This window comes from Dermacoccus sp. Ellin185 (genome assembly GCF_000152185.1).
Lineage (GTDB): Bacteria > Actinomycetota > Actinomycetes > Actinomycetales > Dermatophilaceae > Dermacoccus > Dermacoccus nishinomiyaensis.
This window is the reverse complement of sequence record NZ_AEIQ01000045.1, coordinates 98,809-123,949: the sequence shown is the minus strand read 5'-3', so window position 1 is coordinate 123,949 and position 25,141 is coordinate 98,809. Positions and strand designations below refer to the sequence as shown.

Annotated in this window: 21 protein-coding genes; 5 read left to right on the top strand and 16 right to left on the bottom strand. The window is 69.1% G+C overall.

Annotation, left to right across the window (positions count from 1 at the left end; all coding sequences use genetic code 11):
• Nucleotides 1–19: 19 nt before the first annotated feature.
• The 6 genes from HMPREF0321_RS03860 to HMPREF0321_RS03835 all read right to left on the bottom strand — a co-directional run bounded on the left by HMPREF0321_RS03860 (nt 20) and on the right by HMPREF0321_RS03835 (nt 7,405).
• Nucleotides 20–1,432 carry a xylulokinase gene (locus tag HMPREF0321_RS03860; RefSeq protein ID WP_006944277.1) on the bottom strand — a complete coding sequence of 471 codons (1,413 nt, stop codon included), beginning with the start codon at nt 1,430–1,432 and terminating at the stop codon, nt 20–22.
• A gap of 66 nt (nt 1,433–1,498) precedes the next feature.
• Nucleotides 1,499–2,539: an NAD(P)-dependent alcohol dehydrogenase gene (locus tag HMPREF0321_RS03855; RefSeq protein WP_006944326.1), complete on the bottom strand. Its 1,041-nt coding sequence runs from the start codon at nt 2,537–2,539 to the stop codon at nt 1,499–1,501.
• Between the two features lie 126 nt (nt 2,540–2,665).
• Nucleotides 2,666–4,162 (bottom strand): mannitol dehydrogenase family protein, encoded by a 1,497-nt coding sequence (locus HMPREF0321_RS03850; RefSeq protein ID WP_006944266.1) that lies wholly within the window; start codon nt 4,160–4,162, stop codon nt 2,666–2,668.
• Nucleotides 4,162–5,049, bottom strand: coding sequence for a carbohydrate ABC transporter permease (locus HMPREF0321_RS03845; RefSeq protein WP_006944162.1), 888 nt, complete (start codon nt 5,047–5,049; stop codon nt 4,162–4,164). The genes HMPREF0321_RS03850 and HMPREF0321_RS03845 overlap by 1 nt, the downstream gene beginning before the upstream one ends.
• Nucleotides 5,049–5,927, bottom strand: coding sequence for a carbohydrate ABC transporter permease (locus tag HMPREF0321_RS03840; RefSeq protein WP_235182046.1), 879 nt, complete (start codon nt 5,925–5,927; stop codon nt 5,049–5,051). The genes HMPREF0321_RS03845 and HMPREF0321_RS03840 overlap by 1 nt, the downstream gene beginning before the upstream one ends.
• A gap of 104 nt (nt 5,928–6,031) precedes the next feature.
• Nucleotides 6,032–7,405, bottom strand: coding sequence for a sugar ABC transporter substrate-binding protein (locus tag HMPREF0321_RS03835; RefSeq protein WP_040014396.1), 1,374 nt, complete (start codon nt 7,403–7,405; stop codon nt 6,032–6,034).
• A 132-nt stretch (nt 7,406–7,537) separates the two neighbouring features.
• On the opposite strand from HMPREF0321_RS03835, the gene HMPREF0321_RS03830 reads away from it, so the two are divergent.
• The 5 genes from HMPREF0321_RS03830 to HMPREF0321_RS03810 all read left to right on the top strand — a co-directional run bounded on the left by HMPREF0321_RS03830 (nt 7,538) and on the right by HMPREF0321_RS03810 (nt 12,174).
• Nucleotides 7,538–8,503, top strand: coding sequence for a sugar-binding transcriptional regulator (locus HMPREF0321_RS03830; RefSeq protein WP_006944170.1), 966 nt, complete (start codon nt 7,538–7,540; stop codon nt 8,501–8,503).
• A 115-nt stretch (nt 8,504–8,618) separates the two neighbouring features.
• Nucleotides 8,619–10,019 carry a dihydrolipoyl dehydrogenase gene (gene lpdA / locus HMPREF0321_RS03825; protein WP_006944264.1) on the top strand — a complete coding sequence of 467 codons (1,401 nt, stop codon included), beginning with the start codon at nt 8,619–8,621 and terminating at the stop codon, nt 10,017–10,019.
• A 298-nt stretch (nt 10,020–10,317) separates the two neighbouring features.
• Nucleotides 10,318–11,586 (top strand): inorganic phosphate transporter, encoded by a 1,269-nt coding sequence (locus HMPREF0321_RS03820; RefSeq protein ID WP_006944238.1) that lies wholly within the window; start codon nt 10,318–10,320, stop codon nt 11,584–11,586.
• Nucleotides 11,583–11,876: a hypothetical protein gene (locus HMPREF0321_RS03815; protein WP_006944293.1), complete on the top strand. Its 294-nt coding sequence runs from the start codon at nt 11,583–11,585 to the stop codon at nt 11,874–11,876. Before HMPREF0321_RS03820 ends, HMPREF0321_RS03815 begins: the two co-directional genes overlap by 4 nt.
• Nucleotides 11,877–11,880: 4 nt before the next feature.
• Complete coding sequence (locus HMPREF0321_RS03810; protein ID WP_006944287.1) at nt 11,881–12,174, top strand: DUF3349 domain-containing protein; 294 nt, start codon at nt 11,881–11,883, stop codon at nt 12,172–12,174.
• A gap of 133 nt (nt 12,175–12,307) precedes the next feature.
• Here HMPREF0321_RS03810 and HMPREF0321_RS03805 read toward each other — a convergent pair whose 3' ends face one another.
• The 10 genes from HMPREF0321_RS03805 to HMPREF0321_RS03760 all read right to left on the bottom strand — a co-directional run bounded on the left by HMPREF0321_RS03805 (nt 12,308) and on the right by HMPREF0321_RS03760 (nt 25,003).
• A complete protein-coding gene (locus HMPREF0321_RS03805) occupies nt 12,308–13,048 on the bottom strand; it encodes an SseB family protein (protein ID WP_006944234.1) in 741 nt (246 codons plus the stop codon).
• A complete protein-coding gene (priA, locus tag HMPREF0321_RS03800) occupies nt 13,045–13,785 on the bottom strand; it encodes a bifunctional 1-(5-phosphoribosyl)-5-((5-phosphoribosylamino)methylideneamino)imidazole-4-carboxamide isomerase/phosphoribosylanthranilate isomerase PriA (protein WP_006944303.1) in 741 nt (246 codons plus the stop codon). Before priA ends, HMPREF0321_RS03805 begins: the two co-directional genes overlap by 4 nt.
• Nucleotides 13,786–13,828: 43 nt before the next feature.
• Complete coding sequence (gene hisH / locus HMPREF0321_RS03795) at nt 13,829–14,449, bottom strand: imidazole glycerol phosphate synthase subunit HisH (RefSeq protein ID WP_006944195.1); 621 nt, start codon at nt 14,447–14,449, stop codon at nt 13,829–13,831.
• Complete coding sequence (locus HMPREF0321_RS14665; RefSeq protein ID WP_006944237.1) at nt 14,446–15,099, bottom strand: hypothetical protein; 654 nt, start codon at nt 15,097–15,099, stop codon at nt 14,446–14,448. Before HMPREF0321_RS14665 ends, hisH begins: the two co-directional genes overlap by 4 nt.
• 3 nt (nt 15,100–15,102) lie before the next feature.
• Entirely contained in the window at nt 15,103–15,744 is a 642-nt protein-coding gene (gene hisB, locus HMPREF0321_RS03785) for an imidazoleglycerol-phosphate dehydratase HisB (protein WP_006944159.1), read from the bottom strand.
• Nucleotides 15,741–16,871, bottom strand: coding sequence for a histidinol-phosphate transaminase (locus tag HMPREF0321_RS03780; protein ID WP_006944275.1), 1,131 nt, complete (start codon nt 16,869–16,871; stop codon nt 15,741–15,743). Before HMPREF0321_RS03780 ends, hisB begins: the two co-directional genes overlap by 4 nt.
• Nucleotides 16,868–18,247, bottom strand: a complete 1,380-nt coding sequence (gene hisD, locus HMPREF0321_RS03775) for a histidinol dehydrogenase (RefSeq protein ID WP_006944185.1) — start codon at nt 18,245–18,247, stop codon at nt 16,868–16,870. Before hisD ends, HMPREF0321_RS03780 begins: the two co-directional genes overlap by 4 nt.
• Before the next feature lie 43 nt (nt 18,248–18,290).
• The gene (locus tag HMPREF0321_RS03770) at nt 18,291–21,281 is read right to left on the bottom strand and encodes a bifunctional [glutamine synthetase] adenylyltransferase/[glutamine synthetase]-adenylyl-L-tyrosine phosphorylase (RefSeq protein WP_006944297.1); all 2,991 of its coding nucleotides are present in this window, start codon (nt 21,279–21,281) and stop codon (nt 18,291–18,293) included.
• Nucleotides 21,278–22,612 carry a type I glutamate--ammonia ligase gene (gene glnA / locus HMPREF0321_RS03765; RefSeq protein WP_006944201.1) on the bottom strand — a complete coding sequence of 445 codons (1,335 nt, stop codon included), beginning with the start codon at nt 22,610–22,612 and terminating at the stop codon, nt 21,278–21,280. The genes HMPREF0321_RS03770 and glnA overlap by 4 nt, the downstream gene beginning before the upstream one ends.
• Nucleotides 22,613–22,711: 99 nt before the next feature.
• Nucleotides 22,712–25,003 carry an immune inhibitor A domain-containing protein gene (locus HMPREF0321_RS03760; protein ID WP_038568598.1) on the bottom strand — a complete coding sequence of 764 codons (2,292 nt, stop codon included), beginning with the start codon at nt 25,001–25,003 and terminating at the stop codon, nt 22,712–22,714.
• Between the last annotated feature and the right edge of the window lie 138 nt (nt 25,004–25,141).

Sequence of the window (25,141 nt, the reverse complement as noted above, 5' to 3'; positions counted from 1 at the left end):
CCGCCTCGAGGTTGCCCGTTCAGCCGTGCAGTTGCCGCTGCAGACGTAGGTAGCGCTCGTAGACCGCGCGTCCGGCGGTGACGTCGTCGTCCGTGGCCTCGAGTTCGTGGTCATAGGCGACCTGCCAGGCCGGAGGCTCGTCACCTCCGGCCAGCGCCCACGCCGCCTGGCGCGCCGCGCCGATACCGACGTACTCCCCCGGCGCCGGGATGTGCACCGGCAACCCGAACAGGATCGGTGCGATCTCGCGCACCGCCGCCGAAGCCGCAGCGCCCCCGATGAGGACGATGCGTCGCGCGCTCAGGCCGTGCTGCTTCAGCCCCTCGACGCCCGCGACGAGGTTCGCGAGCATCCCCTCGACGCAGGCGCGCGCAAGGTTCTCCGGCGTCGCGTTCGCTCGGGTGAGGCCGCCGAGCGTGCCCGTGGCGTCGGGCAGGTCGGGCGTGCGCTCACCGTCGAGGTAGGGCAGCAACGTCAGGCCCTGCGCGCCGATGGGTGCCGCGAGCGCGAGGCGGGAGAACTCGTCGAGGTCGACGCCGAGCAGCTGGGCACCTGTCGTCAGCACGCGGGCTGCGTTGAGGGTGCACATGAGCGGCAGGTGCCGCCCGTCGGCCGAGGCGAATCCGGCGGTCTGCCCGCTCGCGTCCCGCGTCGGCGTGTCCTGGACGGCGAAGACGGTGCCCGACGTGCCGAGGCTGACGACGACGTCGCCGGGCTGCAGGCCAAGACCGAGCGCCGCGCCCATGTTGTCGCCCGTGCCCGCCCCGACGACGAGGCCCGCGTCGGTGACGCCGGCGGGCTCGGCGGGGCCGAGGACGCGCGGGACGCCGAACTCACGGCCCAGGGCGAGACGTTGGATGTCGGCGTCGTACTCGCCGGTGACGGGTGACCAGTACCCGGTGCCGCTCGCGTCGCCGCGGTCGGTCGTCCATCCTCGTAAGCCGCCGCCGGCCTGCAGGATGCGCCCCGTCAGCCAGTCGTGGGGCAGGACGACGGTGTCGAGGCGGGCGGCGTTGTCCGGTTCGGAATCACGCAGCCACCGCACCTTCGCGACGGTGAACGCCGCGACGGGCACGACGTCGAGCCGATCCACCCAGGCGCCCGCTCCCCCGAGTTCGTCGACGAGGTCACGCGCCGCGCCCGCCGAGCGAACGTCGTTCCACAGCAACGCCTCTCGGATGACGGCGCCGTCCGAATCGAGGGCGACCATGCCGTGCTGCTGACCGCCGACGGCGATCGCCTCGACGTCGTCGAGCATCCCGTCCGCCGTCGCGTCCTCATAAGCGCGCCACCACACCTCGGGGTCGACGCTCGTGCCGTCGGGGTGAGGCGCGCGCGAGGTGCGCACCACGGCGCCCGTCTCGGCATCACAGACGACGATCTTGGTCGATTGCGTGGACGAATCCACTCCGGCGACGAGTCGAGGTGACATGGTTTCCCTTCTCAGGCGTCGCCGGGGGCGACGCGCGGTTCGGACGGCGGTAACCGTAAGGTGAGATCAGACCGTCGGCAGTCCGTTCGGATAGATCATGGCCTTGACGGATGCCGGGTCGTCGAGGCCCGCGCGCAGGGCCTGCTCGCCGTCGGCGAGGTCGAAACGCCCCGTCACGAGATCGTCGACCTCGACGACGCCGCCCGCGAGCATCGCGAGCGCCTGCGGCCATGTGTTCGCGTAGCGGAACACCCCGGTGGCGCTGACCTCACGCTCCTGCAGCGCAGACAGGGGCAGTTCGACGGTGTCGCCGCCCATCCCGACGAGCACGGCGCGAGCGCCTCGCGCCAGGGCCCGCATCCCGGCGAGCGTGACTGAGGCGACCCCGGAGCACTCGAGCAGAACGTCGTACTCGCGCTCGTCGAACCTCTCGTGACGTGAGTCGACGACCCGCGCACCGAGCGCCCGGGCACGCTCGAGGCGTTCGGGGTTGAGGTCGACGACGGTGATGTCACGCGCGCCGCGCGCCCGGGCGGCCAGCAGGCACATGAGCCCGATGGGGCCGCAGCCGGTGATGAGGACGCGATCTCCGAGCGTCACATCGGCCTTGCGGCAGGCCCACAATCCGACCGACAGCGGTTCGACCATCGCAGCAGCCTCGTCGCTCACGCCGTCGGGCACCGGATGCGCGAAGGCGGCGTCGTGGACGATGCATTCGGCGAGCGAGCCGTCGTACGGCGGCGTCGCGTGGAACACCATGTCAGGGCACAGGTTGTAGGCGCCGGCGAGGCACTGCGCACACGTGCGGCACGGCACGCCCGGTTCGATGCTGACGCGCTCGCCGATGCGCGAGGCGTCGACGCCCTCACCGACCGCTTCGACGACACCGGCACCCTCATGCCCGAGCACCATCGGGTAGTCGACGGCGTAGCTGCCGATGCGCCCATGCGTGAGGTAGTGCGTGTCACTGCCGCACACGCCGACGCACGTCATGCGCACGAGCACCTGCCCGGGGCCGGGCGTCGGCACGTCACGCTGGGTCAGGGTGAGCGTCTCGGGTGCGCTCAGTTCGAGCACGCGCATGGGGTTCCTCTCGTCACACGTCATCCGGTCTCCTCTGTCGTCCTGGGGTTCCATTCACCCCCGAGGACTCCGACGCGGCCGGCGCCGCAGGCACGATGCCGGCGGCGCCGACCACGCCTCGTCAGGTCACCCCGACGTCACCGTGCCGGCTCACGCGCCGGGGCGGGCGTCCTGGGCGGCGCGGGCCTCGAGCGTGGCTCGGGCTCCGACCTCGTGCAGCGAGTCGAGTGCCGCGACGTAGGCCGTCGTGAATCGTTCGTCGTCGACGAGGTCGCCGAAGAAGTCCGGGTTGCGCAGGAACGCGAGCTTGTCGTCCTGCTGCGCCGCTGCGGCCGCCATGACGGCCTCCTTGGCGCGATCGTTGACGTCGATCGGGTCGCCCTGCTCGTCGGCGCCCTCGGCGTAGCGCGCCCACGACGCGATGACAAGGGCCGAGCGGTCGATCTCGCCGCCGTGCGCCAGGTTGTGCTTGACGACCGGCACGAGCCACTTGGGGATGCGGTCGCTGCTCTCCATGCACAGCCGGGCGAGCGTGTCGCGCACCTCGGGGTTGGCGAACCGCGCGATGAGCTCGTGACGGTAGGCGTCGAGGTCGACCCCGGGCACCTCCGGCAGCGTCGCCGAACCCTCCTTCTCCATGTAACCGAGCAGAAAGTCGACGAACAACGGGTCGCTGCACACCTCGTGCGCGTAGCGGTAACCGGCGAGGTAGCCGACGTAGCAGAGCGTCTGGTGGCCGCAGTTGAGCAGGCGCAGCTTCATCAGCTCGTACGGTTCGACGTCGTCGACGATCTGGACTCCGGCATCCTCGAACGGCGGGCGCCCGTTGGTGAACTCGTCCTGCAGCACCCACTGGGCGAACGGTTCGCACACGACCGGCCAGCCGTCCTCGACACCGAACGTGTCGGCAAGCTCGGCGATGTCCTCCGGCGCCGTGACGGGCGTGATGCGGTCGACCATGGAGTTCGGGAACGCGACGTGATCGCGCATGTACTGCGCGACCGACGGGTCCTTCAGCTCGGCGTACGCCGTCATCATGCGCCGCGCGATCTCGCCGTTGCCCGGCAGGTTGTCGCAGCTCATGACGGTGAACGGCGTGAGCCCCGCGTCGCGACGGCGTCGGATCGCCTCGACGATGAGCCCGAACGCCGTCTGCGGTGACGCCCCGTCGGCCAGGTCGTGCTGGATGCCCGGGTTGGATGCCTCGAACTCCCCCGTCACCTGGTTGACGAGGTAGCCGCCCTCGGTGATCGTCAGCGAGACGATCTTGACCTCCGGACTCGCCATGAGGTCGATGACCGCGTCGGGGTCGTCGGGCGCGAACAGCATCTTCTGGATCGAGCCGATGACGCGCGGCTCGCGGGTGCCGTCAGGGTGCTTGAGGACGAGGGTGTAGAGCCCGTCCTGCGCGTTGAGGGTGTCGACGATGCGCTTGTCGTGCGGCAGCACCCCCACGCCCGTGATGGCCGAGTCGAATGCCTCGCCGTCGTTCATGAGGCGATCGAGGTACATCGCCTCATGCGCGCGGTGGAAGCCGCCGACGCCGAAGTGGACGATGCCCGTCGTCAGCTTCGCGCGGTCGTAGGTGGGGCGCGCCACCTGTTCCGGCAGCTCGGCCAACGTGGATTGCAAAAGGCGGACGGCCATCAGCGAACAGCTCCCATCGACAGGCCCTGGACCAGCTTGTCCTGCGCGGCGAAACCGGCGGCGAGGACGGGCAGCGACACGACGATCGACGCGGCGCACACCTTGGCGAGGAATAGGCCCTGACTCGTCACGAAGCCCGTGAGGAACACGGGCGCGGTCTCCGCCACCGTACCGGTGAGCACGCGGGCGAACAGCATCTCGTTCCAGCTGAAGATGAAGCAGATGAGCGCGGCCGAGGCGATGCCGGGCATGACGACCGGCGCGATGACCTCACGCAGCGTGCGCACGAGACCGGCGCCGTCGACCTGGGCGGCCTCGAGCATCTCGCTCGGAACCTCGGCGAGGAAGCTGCGCAGCATCCAGATCGCGATCGGCAGGTTCATCGACGTGTACAGCAGGATGAGAAGCCAGATGTTGTCGAGCAGGTTGACCTTCTGCGCGAACAGGTAGATCGGCAGCAGCGCTGCGACCACGGGCATGAACTTCGTCGACAGGAAGAAGAACAACACGTCCGACCACTTCTTCACCGGACGGATCGACAGGGCGTACGCGGCCGGCAGGGCGAGCAGCAGGACGATGAGGGTCGAGACGACGCTCGCCGTCAGCGAGTTCGCCAGGGACGGCCACGGGTTCGAGTCGAAGAAGTTCTTGTAGCCCTCCGTCGAGAAGGGAGCGTCGAACTTGGGCGGGTTGGTGGCCGCGTCGTTCTCGGAGTGGAACGAGATCCACACCATCCACACGACGGGCAGGACGAACAGCAGGCCGATGATCCAGGCGAGGACGCCGAGCAGGGCGCCCGACCTCTTATTCGGGTTCGGCGTGTACGCGGGCCCGGAGGACTTCGGCGTCGCGGCGGGTGCAGCGGCCGCGGAGGCGGGAGTGCTCATCAGTTCTCCTCCTTGAAGAGGCTGAGGACGGTGCGCAGGGCGGCCGTCGCGATGATGATCGTGCCGAGGACGACGATCACACCGGCTGCGGAGGCCTGACCGTAGTCGTGGGCCTGGTAGAAGGTCTGGTAGATGAGGTACGGCAGGTTCGCAGTGCCGAGACCACCCGAGGTGATCGTGAAGACGGCGTCGAAGTTCTGCACGATGTAGATCGCGCCGAGCAGGGTGCTCAGCTCGATGTACGGGCGCAGGTGCGGCAGCGTCATGTGCTTGAAGATCTGCCAGTTCGACGCACCGTCGATGCGCGCGGCCTCGACGACGTCCATCGGGCGCGACTGCAGACCCGCGAGCAAGATGAGCATCATGAACGGCGTCCACTGCCAGATGAGCGAGACCGCCACCGCGAGCAGCGGGTTGTTCGTGATCCAGTCCGGCTGCGGAGCGTCGTCGCCGAGAACCATCTTGAGGAATCCGTTGAACAGGCCGTACTCGGGGTTGAACAGCGCGTGCTTCCACAGCAGCGCCGCGGCGACGGGCACGATGAGGAACGGCGTGATCATGAGGGTTCGGACGATGCCGCGGCCCTTGAACTTGCGATCGAGCAGCAGCGCGATGCCGAGCCCGAGCAGCAGGCTGATGATGACGACGATGAGCGTGAGCAGGATTGTCACCCAGATCGCCTTGCGGGTGTTGACGTTCGTGAACACCGTGACGAAGTTGTCGAAGCCGGCGAATCCGACGTCATCGGGGTAATACGCGTTCCAGCGCATCATCGAGATGACGATGGTCGCGACGAACGGCAGCTGCGTCGCGATGATCATGAAGATCAGCGCCGGCAGCAGCGGCGCGCGGCGCGCCCAGGCTCCCGTCCGGGCCAGGGCTGTCTTGCCGCCCGGAGCCGTTTCGAGATCGTGGTTGTCGGGGTCGCGGTGGTCGAAGTCGTCCTCGCCCCCTCGTGCGAGCGCGTTGGTGCTCACGTCACTCACTTCCCTTCACGCTTGCGATAGTCCTCGGCCACGTCGCTCGCGAGCTCCTGGCCCGTCTCGAGCGCCGCGTCGACGCTCTGCTTGCCGGCGATGGCCGAGCTGACCTCCTGGCTGACCTGGGTGCCCAGGGCCGGAAACTCGGGGATGTCGACGAACTGGATGCCGCCCGCGGGTCGGGGCTGGACGCCCGGGTTGTCGGGCTGAGCCGACTCGATGGCCTTCTTCGCGGGTTCGGCGAACGCCTTCGCGGAGGCGACGTACTCGGGGATCTCGTACGTCGAGGCGCGCTTGCCGGAGGGGACCGACGACCAGCCGATCTTCTCGCCGACGAGCTTCTCGTACTTCTTGCCCGAGGCCCACGAGACGAACTTCCAGGCGGCGTCCTTCTTCTCGGACTTCTGCTCGATCGCCCACGCCCAGGCGTACAGCCAACCGGCGTTCTTCGTCTTGACGACGGGAGCCGGCGCGTAGCCCATCTTCCCGGCCACCGGCGAGCCCTTGGCCTCGAGGGAACCGGCGGCCGACGTCGCGTCGTACCACATCGCCGTCTTGCCCTGCTGGGTGTTGTTGAGGCACTCGGTGAAGCCCGCCTGCGGCGCTCCGGCCTCACCGTGCTTCCTGACGAGGTCGACGTAGAAGTTCGTCGCCTGCTTGAACTCGGGCGAGTCGACCTGCGCCTGCCAGTCCTTCGTGAACCAGGTGCCCCCGAAGGTGTTGACGACGGTCGTCAGCGGCGCGAACAGCTGACCCCATCCTGGCTGACCACGCAGGCAGATGCCGCGCATGCCCGGCTGGGCGCCGTCGACCTTGGCCGCGATGTCGGCGACCTGCGGCCACGTCGGGTTCGCGGGCATCGTGATGCCCTTCGACGCCAGGATGTCCTTGCGGTACATGAGGAAGCTCGACTCGCCGTAGAACGGCTCGCCGTAGATCTTCCCGTCGACGCTGAGCGCCTTCGTCATGGGATCGAGGATGTCGTCCTGGTCAAACTGGGTGTCGGCCTTGACGTGGCTCGTGAGATCCGCGACCCAGCCGGCCTTCGCGTAGATCGGGATCTCGAAGTTGCTCAACGTCGCGACGTCGTACTGACCGGCCTGGGCGCTGAACTCCTGACTCGTCTTGTCGCGCAGGTCGTCCTCCGGCAGCACCGTGAAGTTGACGTGGATGCCCGTCTCCTTCTCGAACTCCGGCGCGAGCTTCTGCAGGTCCATCATCTGCGGGTTGTTGACCATGAGGACGTTGATGCTGTCCTTGCCACCCGATGAGACCCCGCCACCCCAGCCCGCGCACGCGGTCGTAGAACCGCCCACCAGTGCTGCCGCGGCGAGGAGGGCGATGCCATTTCGTCGTCGTCCCACGAAACCTCCCATGTCGTCGTGCCTGGTGTGCAATGCTCGAACGAGCACCATGCTCACTTGAGCACTAGCAGGCACATATGAGTAAAGTGTGATTCGACACACAATGTCAACCCACGATTCACGCTACGAACGCCGGGAGTTCCCATGGTCGACGCGAGCGCACCGCAGCATCAGCGCCTCATGGTCCACGCAGCACGTCGCTACTACCTCGACGACGCCTCCAAGGTGGCCATCGCCGAAGAGCTCGACATCAGTCGGTTCAAGGTGGCGCGCCTGCTCGAGGAGGCCCGCGACCAGGGAATCGTCCGCATCGACGTCGTCGACCCCGGCGCCGGGTGCGAGCACCTCGAACGCCGCCTGCGCGACGCGTTCGGGCTCGCACACGCCGTCGTCGTCGACGTCGAGGAACTCGAGACGGACGCCGCGCAGGACGAGCTCGCCCGCCGCGGCGCCGACCTCATGCGGCGCCTCGCGCAGCCGACCGACGTCATCGGGCTGCCATGGAGCCGGATGGTCGCCAAGGCGGTGCGCCACTTCGACGGTCTGCCACCCGTGCCGATCGTCCAGCTCTCCGGGGCCCTCGACCTGCCGGCGTACGAATCCTCCCCCGTCGACGTCGTGCGTGACGCCGCCCGCCTCACCGGCGGAGAACCCCGCGTCTTCTACGCGCCGCTCGTTGCCGACGACGCCGCTGCGGCCGCCGTCATTCGCGCTCAGGCGAGCGTCGCAGGCACCCTCGACGACGCCAAGCACTGCTCCCTCGCACTCGTCGGCGTCGGCGGGTGGAGCAGTGGCGAGAGCACCCTGTTCGACCTCGCGAGCGACGACGAGCGCGACGATCTCGCGCGCCTGCAGGTCGTCGGCGAGATCGCCGGCTCCCTGTTCGACGTGACCGGCGCGCCGGTGCACGCGGGCCTGACGGCACGTCTGGTCAGCATGCGCCCCGACGACCTGCGGCTCATCACCCACGTCGTGGCCCTGTCGCACGGTCGGGCGCGCGCCGCGGCCGTCGCGGCCGGCATCCGCGGGGGCTACCTCACCTCGATCGTCGTCGACACGCCCTTGGCGCAGGAGCTGCTCGCGCAGCACACCGAGGCGGCGGACGACTGAGCCCCACGCGCCGCGAGGCGCACGGGAACGGTCGGGACCGGGCACCGCAAACTTCTACCCGTCAGTAACTACCTGCACTCACACCCTGCGCCCCGATGGGTCTAGGCTCTGCCTCGTGGCCAATCATTTTGATGTCGTCGTCCTCGGCGCCGGCCCGGGTGGGTACGTCGCGGCTATCCGCGCCTCCCAGCTCGGCCTGAGCGCCGCCGTTATCGAGCAGAAGTACTGGGGAGGTGTCTGCCTCAATGTCGGGTGCATCCCCTCGAAAGCTCTGCTGAAGAACGCCGAACTCGCGCACGTGCTCACGCACGAGAAAGAGAAGTTCGGCATCGAGGGCGACGCCACGATGGCGTTCGGGCCCACGCACAAGCGTTCCCGTCAGGTCTCGTCGAACATCGTCAAGGGTGTTCACTACCTGATGAAGAAGAACAAGATCACGGAGATCAACGGTCACGGCACGCTCAAGGCCGACCACTCCATCGACGTGAAGGGTGAGGACGGCTCCACCCAGAGCGTCACCTACGACAACCTCATCATCGCGACGGGCGCCACCGTGCGCACGATGCCCGGGGTCGACCTCAGCAAGAACATCGTCTCCTACGAGGAGCAGATCCTCTCGGAGGAGCTGCCGGGCTCCATCATCATCGGCGGTTCGGGCGCCATCGGCGTCGAGTTCGCCTACGTCATGAAGAACTTCGGCGTCGACGTGACGATCGTCGAGTTCGCCGACCGCATGGTGCCGACCGAGGACGCGGACGTGTCCAAGGAGCTGCTCAAGCAGTACAAGAAGCTCGGCATCAAGGTCATGACCGGCACGAAGGTCGAGAAGGCCGAGGACACGGGCTCCGGCGTCAAGGTCACCGTCTCCCCCGCCAAGGGCGGCGACTCGCAGGTGCTCGAGGCCGACAAGATGCTGTCGGCGTTCGGCTTCAAGCCGCGCGTCGAGGGCTACGGCCTGGAGGATCTCGGCGTCAAGCTCACCGAGCGCGGCGCCATCGAGATCGACGGGCGCGGCCGCACCAACGTCGACAAGGTCTACGCCATCGGTGACGTGACGGCCAAGCTCATGCTCGCGCACACCGCCGAGGCCATGGGAATCGTCGCCGCCGAGACCATCGCGGGCGTCGAGACGATGGAGATCAACTACGACATGATTCCGCGCGCGACGTACTGCCAGCCGCAGGTCGCCTCGTTCGGTTACTCCGAGGCGCAGGCCAAGGAGAAGGGCTACGACGTCAAGACGGCGACGTTCCCGTTCTCCGCGAACGGCAAGGCGCAGGGCCTCGGCGAGGCCGTGGGCTTCGTCAAGGTCATCGCAGACGCGAAGCACGACGAACTGCTCGGCGCCGCGATGATCGGCCCCGACGTCACCGAGATGCTGCCGGTGCTGACGCTCGCGCAGCAGTGGGATCTGACGGCCGACGAGGTCTCGCGCAACATCTTCGCCCACCCGACGCTGGGTGAGGCCGTGAAGGAAGCCGTGCACGGCATCGCCGGGCACATGATCAACCTCTGATCGCGCAGATCCACTGATCGCGCCTGTACCTCAGCGCGATCGATTCGAGACCGCCGGGTCCGGAGCTCATGCTCCGGACCCGGCGGTCTCGTTGCGTCACGTGGTCGAGCGGGCCGCCCCCGTCAACCGCGCGAGACGCCGGGGCGCCCTCGCGCGTGCCCGTCCGGCAAAGAATCGCCGCACGGGAGGTGAACTTCCGGTGAACAGATATCGGGCGCCCCCGCGAATTTCCCGCAGTGCCAACACCCGTTTGCGTACAGCGCACTCGGCGGCCACTGCGCGGTTGCACACTTGCCGTGTGGATTTCTCGTTCATTCTTCTCGTGCTCGTCATCGTCACGGCACTGGCGTTCGACTTCACCAACGGCTTCCACGACACCGGCAACGCGATGGCGACGTCCATCGCCACCGGTGCCCTCAAGCCCAAGGTGGCAGTCGCCCTCTCCGGCATCCTCAACCTGATCGGTGCCTTCCTGTCGGTCGAGGTCGCCCTCACCGTCACCAACGCAGTCATCAAGATCCAGGCCAAGGACGGCGCTCCGAAACCGGAGTTCCTCACCGACCACGGCCAGGCCCTGCTGCTCATCGTGCTCGCCGGCCTCGTCGGTGGCATCGTGTGGAACCTGCTCACGTGGCTGCTCGGCATCCCGAGCAGTTCGAGCCACGCACTGTTCGGTGGTCTCATCGGTTCGGCCATCGCCGCGATCGGCATGGCGGGCGTCAAGTGGACGGGTGACGGTTCGAAGCTCGACGGTGTCGTCGGCAAGGTCATCATCCCCGCGTTCTTGTCGCCCTTCATCGCGGCGGTCGTCGCGGCGCTGGGCACGAAGCTCATCTACGCCATCACGAAGAAGGTCAGTCACGCCGAGTCCGAGCGTGGTTTCCGCTGGGGTCAGATCTGCAGCGCCTCGCTCGTCTCGCTCGCTCACGGCACCAACGACGCGCAGAAGACGATGGGTGTCATCACCCTCGCCCTCATCGGCTACGGCTCCTGGACCGACACGCACAGCGTTCCGCTGTGGGTGAAGTTCGCCTGTGCGCTCGCCATCGCGGCCGGCACCTACCTCGGCGGCTGGCGCATCATCCGCACGCTCGGCAAGGGCCTCGTGGAGATCGAGTCGCCGCAGGGCATGGCTGCCGAGTCGGCCAGCTCCGCCGTCATCCTCGTCTCGAGCCACCTCGGCTTCGCGCTGTCGACGACGCACGTCGCGACGGGTTCGATCCTCGGTACCGGCCTGGGCAAGAAGGGCGCGGAGGTCCGCTGGGGTGTCGCCGGACGCATGGTGCTCGCCTGGTTCATCACCCTGCCCGCCGCCGCGGTCGTCGGTGCGCTCATGTGGTACCTCGGTGACGTCATCGGTGGTGGCGCCGGCGGCATCGTCGTCTTCGCCATCCTGTGCGCGTTCGCGGCATACATGTTCTACCACTCGCGCAAGACGCCGGTCGACCACAACAACGTCAACGAGGAGTGGGACCCGCAGGACCTCGCGGCGACGCACATCCCCGACGTCGTGGCCGAGTCCGACCGCAACACCGTCCACCCCGCGACCAAGGTTGGTTCCCGATGAACACTCTCTCCCTCGCGTTCGAGAGCGCCTGGAAGGTGCTTCTCGTCGCCATCGTCCTCGGTGCAGGCGTGCCTGCCCTGTTCGCCTTCGGCGTGCGTGGCTTCGCCGCCGGTGAAGGCGCTCTCACAACCGGCGAGAGCGCCAAGTCCTGGGGCAAGCCCGTCGGCCTGCTCTGCTTCGCGCTCGTCGCCGTCGCGGTGGCGCTGGGCCTCGCCATCATCATCGCGTCGGGCTTCGGCTACAAGGTGTCGTTCGAGCACGTGTTCCCGACCTTCGCCGAGAAGAAGTGAGGCGATGAACCCGTCCCTCGAGCGCATCGTCAACTGGCTGCGCGTCAGCTACCCCACGGGGGTACCGGAGCGCGACTACCAGCCGTTGCTCGCGCTCATGCGGCGCCGGCTCTCTCCTGAGGAGATGCACGAACTGGGCAACCACCTCGTCGCCGATGGGCTCGTGCCCGCTGACCGGGTCGATGTGGGTGTCGGCATCACGAAGGTGACCCAGGAGCTGCCCAGCCCACAGGAGATTGACCGGGTGCTCGACCACCTGCACGAGTGCGGGTTCCCGCTGCACGACGAGTTCGACTGAGCACGATGTCAGACCGTACGCCAGGTGTCGACGCGCCGACGCATGACGCAGGGGCCGGACGGTGGATCTCACCGTCCGGCCCCTGCGTCATGTGCCCCCCGGCTCTTCCGGGGTTTTCAGTGCCGCCCGCGCCTCACGCCGCGACGAACTCGAAGGCGAGAGCTTCGATGCGGGCGCGAGTCTCACCGTCGGCGGCCAGCCGCTCGCCGACGCGTGTGGCGAGCGCGCGGACCTCGTCCTGGCTCAGACCCGGGGCGAGGGTGAGACGCAGCCGCAGCACGCCCTCTCCCCCGTCGACGCACTCCTGCGCGAGCACGGCCTCCTCGACGCGCACAGCCTGCCCGATGGCGGAGCGCACGTGCGTGTCACGGTAGGCGGGCACCCAGGCCTGCTGCTGCGCGAGCGCCCAGACCATGCTCGCGCGCACGACGACGCGATGCTCGCTGGCCATGTCGAGCAGCAGGACGTCGCATTCCTCTGAGATGGCCGCCTGCGCCGCGAACGCGGCCTTGACGGGTGACGGGCGGGCCGCCGGATCCCAGGCGGCGAGCGCTTCGAGGCTCGTGAAGACGGGCAGGCCCTTTGTACCGTCCGGCGCGGTCAGCGTCACGACAGCCATGTCGGTCGACTTCTCGACGGCGTGCTCCCCGCTCGTGTCGACCTCGGTGGGGGCGGCGACGATCGGCACGAGCAACCTGCTCTCGGCCAACGCTGCGACCCACGCCTCCTCGTCACCACTCGCCAGCGCCGCCACGAGAGCCGCATCGGCCTCGCCGCGGTCGTCGTCGAAACCGGTGCTCGTCACCTCGCGGCCGTTGAACGGGATGCCGGCCGTGTCGCTCGGCCCCGTGTCGCTCTGCCCCGGGCCGCTCACTCGGGGCGCCCCGCGACGTCGAGGGCGTCGGCGAGCGTCATCGTGCCCTTGTAGAGGGCCGAGCCGATGATGGCGCCTTCGACCCCGTACGGCACGAGCTCGCGCAGCGCGCGCAGGTCGTCGAGCGTCGTCACGCCGCCGGAGGCGACGACGGGGCGGTCGGTGCGCTCGCACACCTGCTGCAGCAGCGCGGTGTTGGGGCCGGCGAGCATCCCGTCTTTCGCGACGTCGGTGACGACGTAGCGCGCGCAGCCCTCACGGTCGAGGCGGGCGAGGGTCTCCCATAGGTCGCCGCCCTCCTTCGTCCAGCCGCGGGCGGCGAGGGTGGTGCCGCGCACGTCGAGGCCGACGGCGATGCGGTCGCCGTGCTCGGCGATGGCGGCAGCGGTCCACTCGGGGTTCTCCAGGGCTGCGGTGCCGAGGTTGACGCGACGGCAGCCCGTGGCGAGCGCAGCCTCGAGTGACTCGGCGTCACGGATGCCGCCGCTCATCTCGACCTTGATGTCGAGTGTGCCGACGATCTTGGCGAGCAGGCCGCGGTTCTCGCCGCGTCCGAACGCGGCATCGAGGTCCACGAGGTGCAGCCACTCGGCGCCCGCTTCCTGCCACGCGAGTGCAGCGGCGACGGGGTCGCCGAACTGGCCGCCCGTCCCGGCGATGCCCTGGACGAGTTGGACGGCCTCACCGCCGGCGACGTCGACGGCCGGCAGCAGTTCGAGGCGGGGTTCGGTGGTCATGGTGCTCCTTCGAGCCGTCGGATCGGGGTGGCTGGGCATGGCATCAGAGGGTGTCGAGCCAGTTTGTCAGCAGCGCGGCGCCGGCGTCACCCGACTTCTCGGGGTGGAACTGGGTGGCGCTCAGCGCACCCTGCTCCATGGCCGCGGCGAAGGGGGTGCCGTGCGTCGCGAGCGTGACGCGGGCGCCCGAGTTGAGGTCGGCGACGGTCGCGGGGGCCGCGAACGAGTGGACGAAGTAGAACCGTTCGTCCTCGACACCGGCGAACAGTCGGCTGCCGGGCGCCGGCTCGAGCTGCGACCAGCCCATGTGCGGTACGACCGGGGCGTCGAGACGCTCGACTCGACCATGCCACAGCCCCAGCCCGTCGACCGGTGACGGCGACGGCTCGCTCGAGCCGTCGAACATGACCTGCATGCCGACGCAGATACCGAGCACGGGGGCCTGACGTGTCAGTCGCTCTGCGATGAGCTCACGCCCGCCCGCGGCGACGAGCCCCGCGGCGCACGCGTGGAAGTTGCCGACGCCGGGCACGAACAGCCCGTCTGCGCGCGCCACAGACGTGGGATCGGCGGTGAGTTCGACGTCGGCGCCAATGCGTTCGAGCATGCGCACGGCGGAGTGGATGTTGCCGCTGCCGTAGTCGAGCACGACGACCTTCTTCATCGCTTCTCCTCCATCAGGGCGTGCCCTTCGATCTCTCGCCGTTCTTCGCGTTCCTCGCGGGTGTGCTTGTCGAAGCGTCGTACTGCCTTCGCATCAGGTTCGACGAGATCGGCCTCGATCGCCGCCCGCGGATGCAGCGCGAGCAGATGCCCGGCGGGGATGCCGAGGGCGACCATGACGCCACGCAGCACCTCGATCGGCTCGGCGCCGCGCTGCGCGAGGACGCGTTCGAGCGTCTCCGGGTGCGAGTTCTCCCCCACCGCGAGCAGATCCGCGAGGCTCGCCTGCGGCAGCGCCGCGCGCACGACCCCGAAACCGCGGCGGACGACGAACCAACGCGGCAGGGAGCGCCACCGTCGCGGCTGGACGAGGACGACGGCGTCGTCGCCGTGGACGAAGAACCCGGCGGCCGGGCGCATCATCTGCGGAACGGGGCGGGCGACGAGCACCGTCGCGGCGTCGTCAAAGGGCGCGGCCGCATGCCCAGGGCCCGCCGCGACGACGGCGCACCACGGCCCGTCGAGGTCGACGACGTACGCGGGCACGGTGCCCTGTTCGACCCAGCGAGCCACACGCTCGGCATCGCCGCGTATGACGACGACGGCGTCGAGCGCGCCGGTGAAGTTCGACTGCCGACCTAGTCTCGGCATGACTCAGAGAGCACCCTTCGCGCTCGGGATTCCCTGCACGCGCGGGTCCTTCGCCACCGCGGCGCGCAGCGCGCGGGCGATCGCCTTGAACTGGGCCTCGACGATGTGGTGCGGGTCGCGCCCGGAGATGACGTTGACGTGCAGCGCGATGCCCGCGTTGTAGCCGAGCGATTCGATGACGTGCTGCGTCAGGGAGCCGATGTAGTTGCCCCCGATGACCGCGTAGATCTGGCCGTCCGGTTCACCGGTGTGGACGACGTACGGGCGGCCCGCGACGTCGACGACCGCCTCGACGAGCGCCTCGTCGAGCGGCACCTTCGCGTCCCCGAAACGCGAGATGCCCGACTTGTCGCCGAGCGCTTCGCGCAGGGCCTGGCCGAGCACGATCGCGGTGTCCTCGACCGTGTGGTGGGCGTCCACGTCGAGGTCGCCGCTGGCGCGGATGCGCAGGTCGATGAGGCTGTGCTTGCTCAGCGAGTCGAGCATGTGGTCGTAGAAGCGCACCCCGGTGCGGATGTCGGACGTGCCCGTACCGTCGAGGTCGAGCCACAGCCTGATCGAGGCTTCCTTCGTCGTGCGCTCGATGAGCGCTGTCCGGTGGTCGGCGGGCACGTCGGGGATGACGAAGTCGGTCGCGTCGCTCATGCTTTCTCCTCCTGGAGGGCGTGCGTGGGGGCGAGGTCGGTGAGGGCCGCGATGACGGCGTCCGTCTCGGCGGGCGTGCCGGCCGTGATGCGCAGGTGGTGCGCGATGCCGACGTCGCGCACGAGGATGCCGCGATCGAGCAGGGCCTGCCACGTGGCGTGCGCGTCGGTGAGACCACCGATGAGAACGAAGTTCGCATCGCTCGGCGTCGGCGTGAGCCCCGCCACTCGCGCGGCCTCGACGATGCGGTCGCGCTGGGCCTTGATCGCATCGACCATGGCGAGCATCTCTTCGGCGTGGTCGAGGGCCGCCAGCGCGGTCGCCTGCGTCACCGACGACAGGTGGTAGGGCAGACGCACGAGACGCATCGCGTCGCAGATCTCGCGCGAGGCGGCCATGTAACCGACGCGCGCGCCGGCGAACGCGAACGCCTTGCTCATCGTGCGGCTGACGATCAGGCGCGGGTGATCGGCGAGCAGCTCGAGGGCGCTCGGCGTGCCCGGGCGCGCGAACTCGACGTACGCCTCGTCGACGATGACGACGGCGTTCGGCGCCGCGTCGTAGATGGCGCGCACGACGTCGTTGCTCACCGCGGTGCCCGTCGGGTTGTTCGGCGTGCAGACGAACACGACGTTCGGACGGTGCTCGCGCACCTGCTCGACTGCGAGGTCGACGTCGAGGTCATAGACGCCCTCACGACGATCGCGCAGGCCGTCGACCCATGTCGTTCCCGCGCCGCGCGCGATGATCGGGTGCATCGAGTAGCTCGGCGTGAAGCCGAGCGCGACGCGGCCCGGGCCCCCGAAGGCCTGCACGATGTGGCTGAGCACCTCGTTGCTGCCGTTGGCGGCCCAGATCTGCTCGACGGGCAACCGGACGCCCGTCACGCGATCGAGGTAGTCGGCGAGGGCCGCGCGCAGTTCGGTGAACTCGCGATCCGGGTAGCGGTTCAGCCCGCCCGCGGCCTTCTCGACTCGCTCGACGATGCTGCGCACGACCGTCTCCGGCACGTCGTAGGACGACTCGTTCGTGTTGAGCGCGATGGGCACGTCGAGCTGCGGCGCGCCGTACGCGCTCTGGTCTCGCAGGTCTTCGCGCAGCAGCTGCGTGATCGTGGGTTCGCTCATGCGGGCGCGTTCTCCGTCCCGGCCTCTGCCTCGTCCCGACGCTCGAAGCGCGCCGTCACGGCCTCGCCGTGCGCCGGCAGGTCCTCCGCGTTCGCGAGCGTGACGACGACGTCCGCGACCTCCGCGAGGGCCTCGCGCGAATAGTCGACGATGTGGACGCCCTTGAGGAACGACTGCACCGACAGCCCGCTCGAGTGGCAGGCGCACCCGCCGGTCGGCAGGACGTGGTTCGACCCGGCGGCGTAGTCGCCGAGGCTGACGGGCGAGTAGGTGCCGACGAAGATAGCACCCGCGTTGCGCACGCGCAGCGCGTCCTCGCGCGAGCTGGCGGTGTGGATCTCGAGGTGCTCGGCGCCGTAGGCGTCGACGACGCGCAGCCCGGCCGTGACGTCGTCGACGAGGACGATGGCCGACTGCGGACCGCCGAGGGCCGTGAGCACGCGCTCGCTGTGCTTCGTCGCGCGGGCGCGGCGCTCGAGGGCTGCCTCGACGTCGTCGGCGAGGCGCGTCGAGTCGGTGACGAGGACGGAGGCCGCGAGGTTGTCGTGCTCGGCCTGGCTGATGAGGTCTGCGGCGACGTGCTCGGCGTCCGCGGTGTCGTCGGCGAGGATGCCGATCTCCGTCGGGCCCGCCTCGGCGTCGATGCCGATGAGGCCCTTGAGCAGGCGCTTCGCGGCTGCGACGTAGATGTTGCCCGGGCCGGTGACGAGGTCGACGGGCTCGCACACGCTCGTGCCATCCTTCTCCCGTGCGCCGTAGGCGAACATCGCGACGGCCTGCGCGCCGCCGACGGCGTACACCTCGTCGACGCCGAGCAGGGAGCACGCGGCGAGGATCGTCGGGTGCGGGTAACCGGCGAACTCGCCGGTGCTCTGCGCCTGCGGCGGGCTCGCGACGGCGACCGAGTCGACGCCCGCGACCTGCGCGGGCACGACGTTCATGACGACCGAGCTCGGGTACACGGCGAGGCCGCCGGGCACGTAGAGCCCGACGCGCTCGACGGGGATCCAACGTTCGGTGACGCTGCCGCCGTCGCTCACCTGCGTCGTGACGTCCTCGCGCGCCTGCGCGGCGTGGACGATCCGCACGCGGCGGATGGCTTCGACGAGGGCGTCCTTGATCGCGGGGTCGAGCTGCGCTTCGGCGGCTGCGAGCACCTCCGCGGGCACCCGCAGGTGCGTCGGACGCACCTTGTCGAATCGCTCCCCCAGCTCGCGCAGCGCGTCGGCCCCGTCATGGCGCACCTGCTCGCACAGCGGACGCACGACGTCGAGGGCCGCCTCAATGTCGAACTGCGCGCGCGGCAGCGCATCGCGCAGGCCGCGTGCATCGAGGGAGGTCAGGGCTGAACCACGAAGGTCACGACGCGAAATCACCGCTCCATTCTAGGCGGCGGCACCGAGCGCCTGCCCGCCCGTCTCAGCGTCGGAAGCTCGGTCCGGTGCTGTTGTGAGGATCCTCACCGTAGAACACGCGGTCGACGACGAGCCGGGCGCGCCGCGAGACCTTGCGGTACTCCTCGCCGAGCTGACGACCGTCACCGGCGGGCAGTCCGAGCAGCGTCGCGATGCCCTCCGCGTCGCGCAGGTCGCTCGGCAGCGACTCGACGGGGCGGCCGCGCCACAGCACCGAGGCGTTGCGCACCCGGGAGGCGAAGGTCCACGCGTCGGCGAGCACCTCGGCGTCGTGGGCGTCCATGAGCTCGAGCTCGACGAGCAGCCGCAGCGTCGAGATCGTGCCGGTCCGACGCAACTGTGGGTGGGCGTGGGCGTGCTGCAACTGGTGCAGTTGCACGCACCACTCGACGTCGGACAACCCGCCGCGCCCCAGCTTGAAGTGGGTGCGCGGATCGGCCCCGCGGGGAATGCGCTCGGCCTCCATCCGCGCCTTGAGCGTGCGGATGCGACGCACCGCGGCGTCACTGATGCCGCCCTCGGGCCAGCGCAGCGGATCGACGAGGTCGACGAAGGCGCGGCCCAGGTCGGCGTCGCCGGCGAGCGGGTAGGCGCGCAGCAACGCCTGGGCCTCCCAGCCCTCCGACCAGCGCTCGTAGTACGAGGCGTAGGAGTCGAGGGAACGCACCAGGGGGCCCTGCTTGCCCTCGGGACGCAGCGCCGCGTCGATCTCGAGCTTCGGATCTGGCCCGGCGAGCGCCGCGAGGCGTCGCAACTCGGTGACGACGGCGAGCGCCTGGTCCTGCGCAGCACCGGCGTCGGCGCCGTCGCGCGGGCGGTGGACGTACATGACGTCGGCGTCGGAGCTGTAGCCGAGCTCACGCCCGCCGAAGCGTCCCATACCGATGATCGTGACGTCGGTGAGGCGTGCGTCCGAGTCATCGCAGACGGCGCGCCATGCGAGGTCGAGCCCGGTCTGCAGCATCGCGGCCATGACGTCGGTGAGGGCCTTCTCGACGCCCTCGAGGTCGAGTTCGCCGAGCACGTCGGCGATGGCGATGCGCGTCAGCTCGGTGCGGCGGACGGTGCGCGCCGCGAGCATCGCCTTGTCGACGTCGTCGTGGCGACCGGCGACGGACGTCATCGTCGCGCTGATCGCCTTCTCGTCACGCGGCACGCGCAGCGCAGGGTCGGCGAACAGCTTGACGCTCTCGGGCGCGCGTTCGAGCAGTTCCGAGACGTAGCGCGACTTCGACAGCACCTCGGCGAACAGTTCCGCGGTGCTGCCCTCGCGCAGTGTGTTGAGGTACCAGTGCGAGGTGCCGAGCTCGTCACTGATGCGGCGGTAGGCGAGCAGCCCGGCGTCGGGGGTCGGGCCGTCGGCGAGCCACTGCAGGATGACGGGCATGAGCGTGCGCTGGATCTGCGCACGCCGCGACAGCCCCGACGTCAGCGCCTGCAGGTGGCGCAGCGCGCCGCTCGGGTCGGCGTAACCGAGCGCGGCGAGACGATCGCGCGCGCCCTCGTCCGACAACTTCGCCTCATCGTCGTCGAGACGCGCGACGGCCGACAGCAGCGGCCGGTAGAACAGCTTCTCGTGCAGGCGGCGCACCGAGCGCGCGAGCTCCTGCCAGTGGGCGGTGACGGCCTCGTCGGGGTCGCGCATCAACCCGACGCCGCGTCCGAGGCGGCGCAGGTCTGCGCTCGACGTCGGCATGAGGTGGGTGCGACGCATCTTGCTCAGCTGGATGCGGTGCTCGAGCACGCGCAGCTGACGGTAGGAGCGGTCGAGCGCCGAGGCATCCGTGCGCCCGACGTAACCCCACGAACTGAGCGCCTCGAGGGCGTCGAGCGTCGAGCGGGCGCGCACCCGCTCGTCGGTGCGTCCGTGGACGAGCTGCAGCAGTTGCACGGAGAACTCGATGTCGCGCAGACCGCCCGGGCCGAGCTTGATCTGGCGTGCCTGCTCGCTGACGGGCACGTGCGACTCGACGCGACGGCGCATCGCCTGCGCGTCCTCCACGAAGTTCTCGCGCTTGCTGGCCTGCCACACCATCGGCCGCATCGCGGCGATGTAGGCCTCGCCGACCTCACGGTCGCCCGCGATGGGGCGCGCCTTGAGGAGCGCCTGGAACTCCCAGCCCTTCGCCCAGCGCTCGTAGTAGTTGCGGTGGCTCGCGACGGTGCGCACGAGGGGGCCCTGCTTGCCCTCCGGGCGCAGCGCGGCGTCGACCTGCCACAGCGAACCCTCCCCCGTGCTCGCCGAGCAAGCGCGCATCAGCTCGGTCGCGAGCTCCGTAGCGAAGCGCAGGGCGACGTCCTCGTCGACCCCGTCCGCGGGCTGCGCGACGAAGATGACGTCGACGTCGGAGATGTAGTTGAGCTCGCGCCCGCCCGTCTTGCCCATGCCGATGACGGCGAGTCGAGCCTGCTCGGCGCCCTCGACGCTCTGCGTCGCGATGTGCAGCCCCGCCTCGAGCGCGGCACCCGCGAGGTCGGCGAGTGACGCTGCCGTCGCGGGCAGGACATTGGCGGGGACGTCGGTGACGTCGAGCGCCGCGATCTGCACGAGCTGACGACGGTAGGCCACGCGCAGCGCGTCGTAGGCGCTGACGTCGTCGTCCCGCCCGTCGATCTCGGCGATGAGCGCCTGAGCGAACGCCGCCTGGTCGCGACGCTCCGCGGCGACCACGTCGCGCCACTGCTCGGGCTTGGCGACGAGGTGATCACCGAGGGCGCTCGAGGCGCCGAGCACGCCGAACAAGCGCGCTCGTGCGAGCGGCTGCGTCAGCGCCTCCGTCAGCGCGCGCCGGCCGGGAGCATCGAGCGCCTCGCGCAACCGAACGAACGCGAGCAGCGCCTGGTCGGGGTCGGCGACCGCGCCCGTGACGTCGAGCAGGACGTCGGTCGGGACGAGGTCGGCGACCTCCTGGGCCATCGAGCCGGCGCGTTCGGTGTCGGTGTAGCCCGCCTTGCGCCAGGCCGCGGAACTCTTGGTCTGCTGCGTACGACTCACAACCGGCGCAGATCCTGCTTGATCTCGAACTCGGTCACCTGGTCGCGGTAGGCGGCCCACTCGTTGTGCTTGTTGCGCAGCACGAAGTCGAAGACGTGCTCGCCGAGCACCTCGGCGACGAAATCGCTCTCCTCCATCGTGCGGATCGCCTCGTCGAGCGAGGCCGGCAACGGTCGGATGCCCATGGCGCGACGCTCGCGCTCGGTGAGCGTCCACACGTCGTCCTCGGCCTCGGGCGGCAGCTCCATGCCCTGCTCGATGCCCTTGAGGCCTGCGCCCAGCATGACGGCGTACGCGAGGTAGGGGTTGCACGCTGCGTCGAGGGTGCGCACCTCGATGCGCGTGCTCTGGCCCTTGTCGGGCTTGTACATGGGGATGCGGATCATCGCGCTGCGGTTGTTGTGCCCCCAGCAGATGTGCGCCGGCGCCTCGGAACCGCCCCAGATGCGCTTGTAGCTGTTGACGAACTGGTTCGTGATCGCCGTGAACTCCGGCGCGTGGTGGAGCAGGCCGGCGACGAACTGGCGGCCCGTGCGCGAGAGCTGATACGGCGAACCCGGCTCGTGGAACGCGTTCGTGTCACCCTCGAACAGCGACAGGTGCGTGTGCATGCCGCTGCCGGGCTGGCCTGCCATCGGCTTCGGCATGAAGCTCGCGAAGATGCCCTGCTCGAGCGCGACCTCCTTGATGACGGCCTTGAACGTCTGGATGTTGTCGGCCATCGACAACGCGTCGGCGTAGCGCAGGTCGATCTCGTTCTGCCCCGGCCCGCCCTCGTGGTGACTGAACTCCACGGAGATCCCCATGTTCTCCAGCATCGTGATGGCGGCGCGCCGGAAGTCGTGGCCCGTGCCGTGCGGCACGTGGTCGAAGAACCCGGCCGAGTCGACCGGCACGGGACGGCCGTGGTCAAGGTCCTGCTCGAACAGGTAGAACTCGATCTCGGGATGGGTGTAGAAGGTGAACCCCAGGTCGGCGGCCTTCGTCAGCGAGCGGCGCAGCACGTCACGCGGGTCGGCGAGGCTCGGGGTGCCGTCGGGCAGCAGGATGTCGGCGAACATGCGCGCAGTGCCGGGGTTCTCGCCGCGCCACGGCAGCACCTGGAACGTCGAGGCGTCCGGGCGCAGCAGCATGTCGGCCTCGTAGACCCGCGCGAGACCGTCGATCGACGAACCGTCGAAGCCGATGCCCTCGGCGAACGCCCCCTCGAGTTCCGCCGGCGCCACGGCGACCGACTTGAGGGTTCCGAGCACGTCCGTGAACCACAGACGCACGAATCGGATGTCACGTTCCTCGATCGTGCGGAGCACGAACTCTTGCTGACGGTTCATGACGCCATCCTGCCTCACCGCGTCACCCGACGACGAGCGGCCCCGGGGATGATCCCCGGGGCCGCTCACATGTCGGACTCAGCCGCTCGCCTCAGCGCGTCAGCGGCGGAAAAGCACGTCGAGGTGCGCCTTGTCCTTGCTCACACCCCTGACGGTGACCTGGACGCCGCTGCCTGCCGTCAGCGTCGAACCCGTCGGGTTGGAGGCGTCGTAGTAGTTCGTCGCCTTCGTGTCGTCGAACGTCGACACGCCCTTGCTCTTCGGGAACGTCGTGGCGTCACCGTTGCGGTGCAGCGTCAGCGACGGCATCGAGGACGAGCCGAACACCGCGTCCCAGGGCTGCAGCTTGTTCGACACGAGCGTGCCGTCCTTCCACTTCATCGCCTGCGCGTGCGAGTCGATGGGCAACACCTGGCCGTGGCCGGGGTGCTCGGAGACGTTGTTGTTCGCGTACTCGTTGTCGACGTACCACATGAGAACACCGGGCTGGAAGGCGAAGTGCTCGACACGCTCTGCCTGCTGCTTGAGATAACCGAAGTTGTACGGACCCGTCTTGAGGTAGCGGTCGTAGCCGTTGTACTGACGGTTCTCTGCGAGGTAGTAGTGCGTCTTCTTCTCGCTCGTCGTGCCCGATGAGAGGGTGAAGCCCTTCGCGACCCAGCCGTTCGTGCCCTTCTCGACGTCGTCCGACAGCAGTGTCGCGCCGTCGGCGACGATGCGGATGTCGTCGAGGAACGGGCCCGCCCCGTGGACGCCGCCGTCACTCGCGTAGCGGAAGCGGAAGTCGACCTTCTTGCCCGCGTAAGCGCTCAGGTCGTACGTGAGGTCGCTCCAGTTCTTCTTCTCACCGGAGACCTCCTTGCCGACCTGCGCCCAGGTGGCGCCACCGTCGGTGCTGACCTCGCCGTAGAAGAAGTCGTAGCCCTCCTCGGTGTCGTACCAGGCGGCCGTCGTCACGCTCGCGGACTTCTTGCCCGTGAGGTCGATCGAACGCGTCAACGTCGAGTTGAGGTTGTCGGCGCTGCCGCCCCACCACTCGTTGGCCCCCGACTGGGGCTTGTTGTACGTCGTCGTGATCGTCTTGTCTGGCAGGTTGATCAGGGCCGCCTGGCCGAGCGTCGCCGAGTCACGGTCGCTCGGACCGATCTGGACCTTCTTGCTCTTGCCGTAGCTCACCTTCGTGGCGTCGAGCCAGCCGAGCTGCAGCTTCTCCCACGGACCCATGTAGCCCGGGCGCGAACCGATGTCGGTCTTGCCGTCGCCGAGCCACGAACCGGCGCTCATGAGCGACCAGTACGAGACGTCGTTCTGAGCCTTGTTCGTCGTGTCGTACAGGTCCGGCAGGCCGAGGTCGTGACCGAACTCGTGCGTGAAGACACCGAGACCACCGTTCTCCGGCTCGGTCGTGTAGTCACCGATCCACAGGCCCGTGTCGCCGAGCGGCACACCACCGAGCTTGTTCTGCGACGGGCCGGCCTTGCCCGCGAGGTTCTGGTACGCGTACCAGCGGTGGCTCCAGATGGCGTCATCACCCTGGGCGCCACCGCCGGCCTCTTCGCCCTCGCCGGCGTGGATGGCCTGGAAGTGGTCGATGTAGCCGTCGGGCTCGTCGAAGTTGCCGTCGCCGTCGTAGTCGTAACGGTCCCACTTGTCGAAGCTCTGCAGGTACGCCTTGATCTGGGCGTCGCTCTTGCCCGCTGCCTTCTGCGCGTTGACCCACGCCGTGGCGCTGTCGGCGATGAAGGACCAGGAGCCCTCGGCCTCGCTCGTGCCATCACCCGAGACGGGGTTGTGGCCGTAGCGCGCCTCGTTGAAAGGCACCTTGACCCAGTCGCTCACGTCGCCCTCGACGTCGAAGCGGCCGTTCGACTGCTTGGAGTAGAAGTCCTTGAACGACTCCGAGCTGCCGAACATCATGTCGAAGTAGTGCTGACGGTTGAAGTCGGCCTTCCAGATCGTGCTGTTGTTGTCGGTCGCGCCGCCGTCCATCTTGCGGTCGGGCTGGGCGATCTTGTTGTGCAGCGGGCCGGGCGCGCCACCGGCGGCGGGCTTCGTCTGGTCACCGAACTCGACGAGGAAGCTCAGGATGTTCGCCTTCTGGTTGACGTCGTACTGGACGTAACGCGGCTTCGTCTTGCCCTTCTTGTCCTTGCCCTTGACCTCGATGACGCGCTTGCCGTTGACCTTCTTCGTGGCCGCCTTGCCCGTGACGAGAGCGCTGACGGCGGCGTCACGCAGGTCGGCCTTCTTCTCCGCGAGCGGGTTCGGACGGTCGTCGGACTTGCCGACGCGGGTCTGGCCCTCGCCTGCGGGCGGGGCGTTGTTGGCGGAGGCGACCGGGGCTGCGATGAGACCGAAGGCCGTCACCGTGCCGACGAGAGCCGCGGCCATGCGCGGCGTGTTCGAACGACGATGTGTCATGAGTACTCCAGGAGCAGAAGGGCGCCCACGTCCAGCACGTGAACACTGTGAAGATACCCAGCCTCCCCTCAGCGAACGGTGATGTCGCTTACAACATTTGCGTAACGA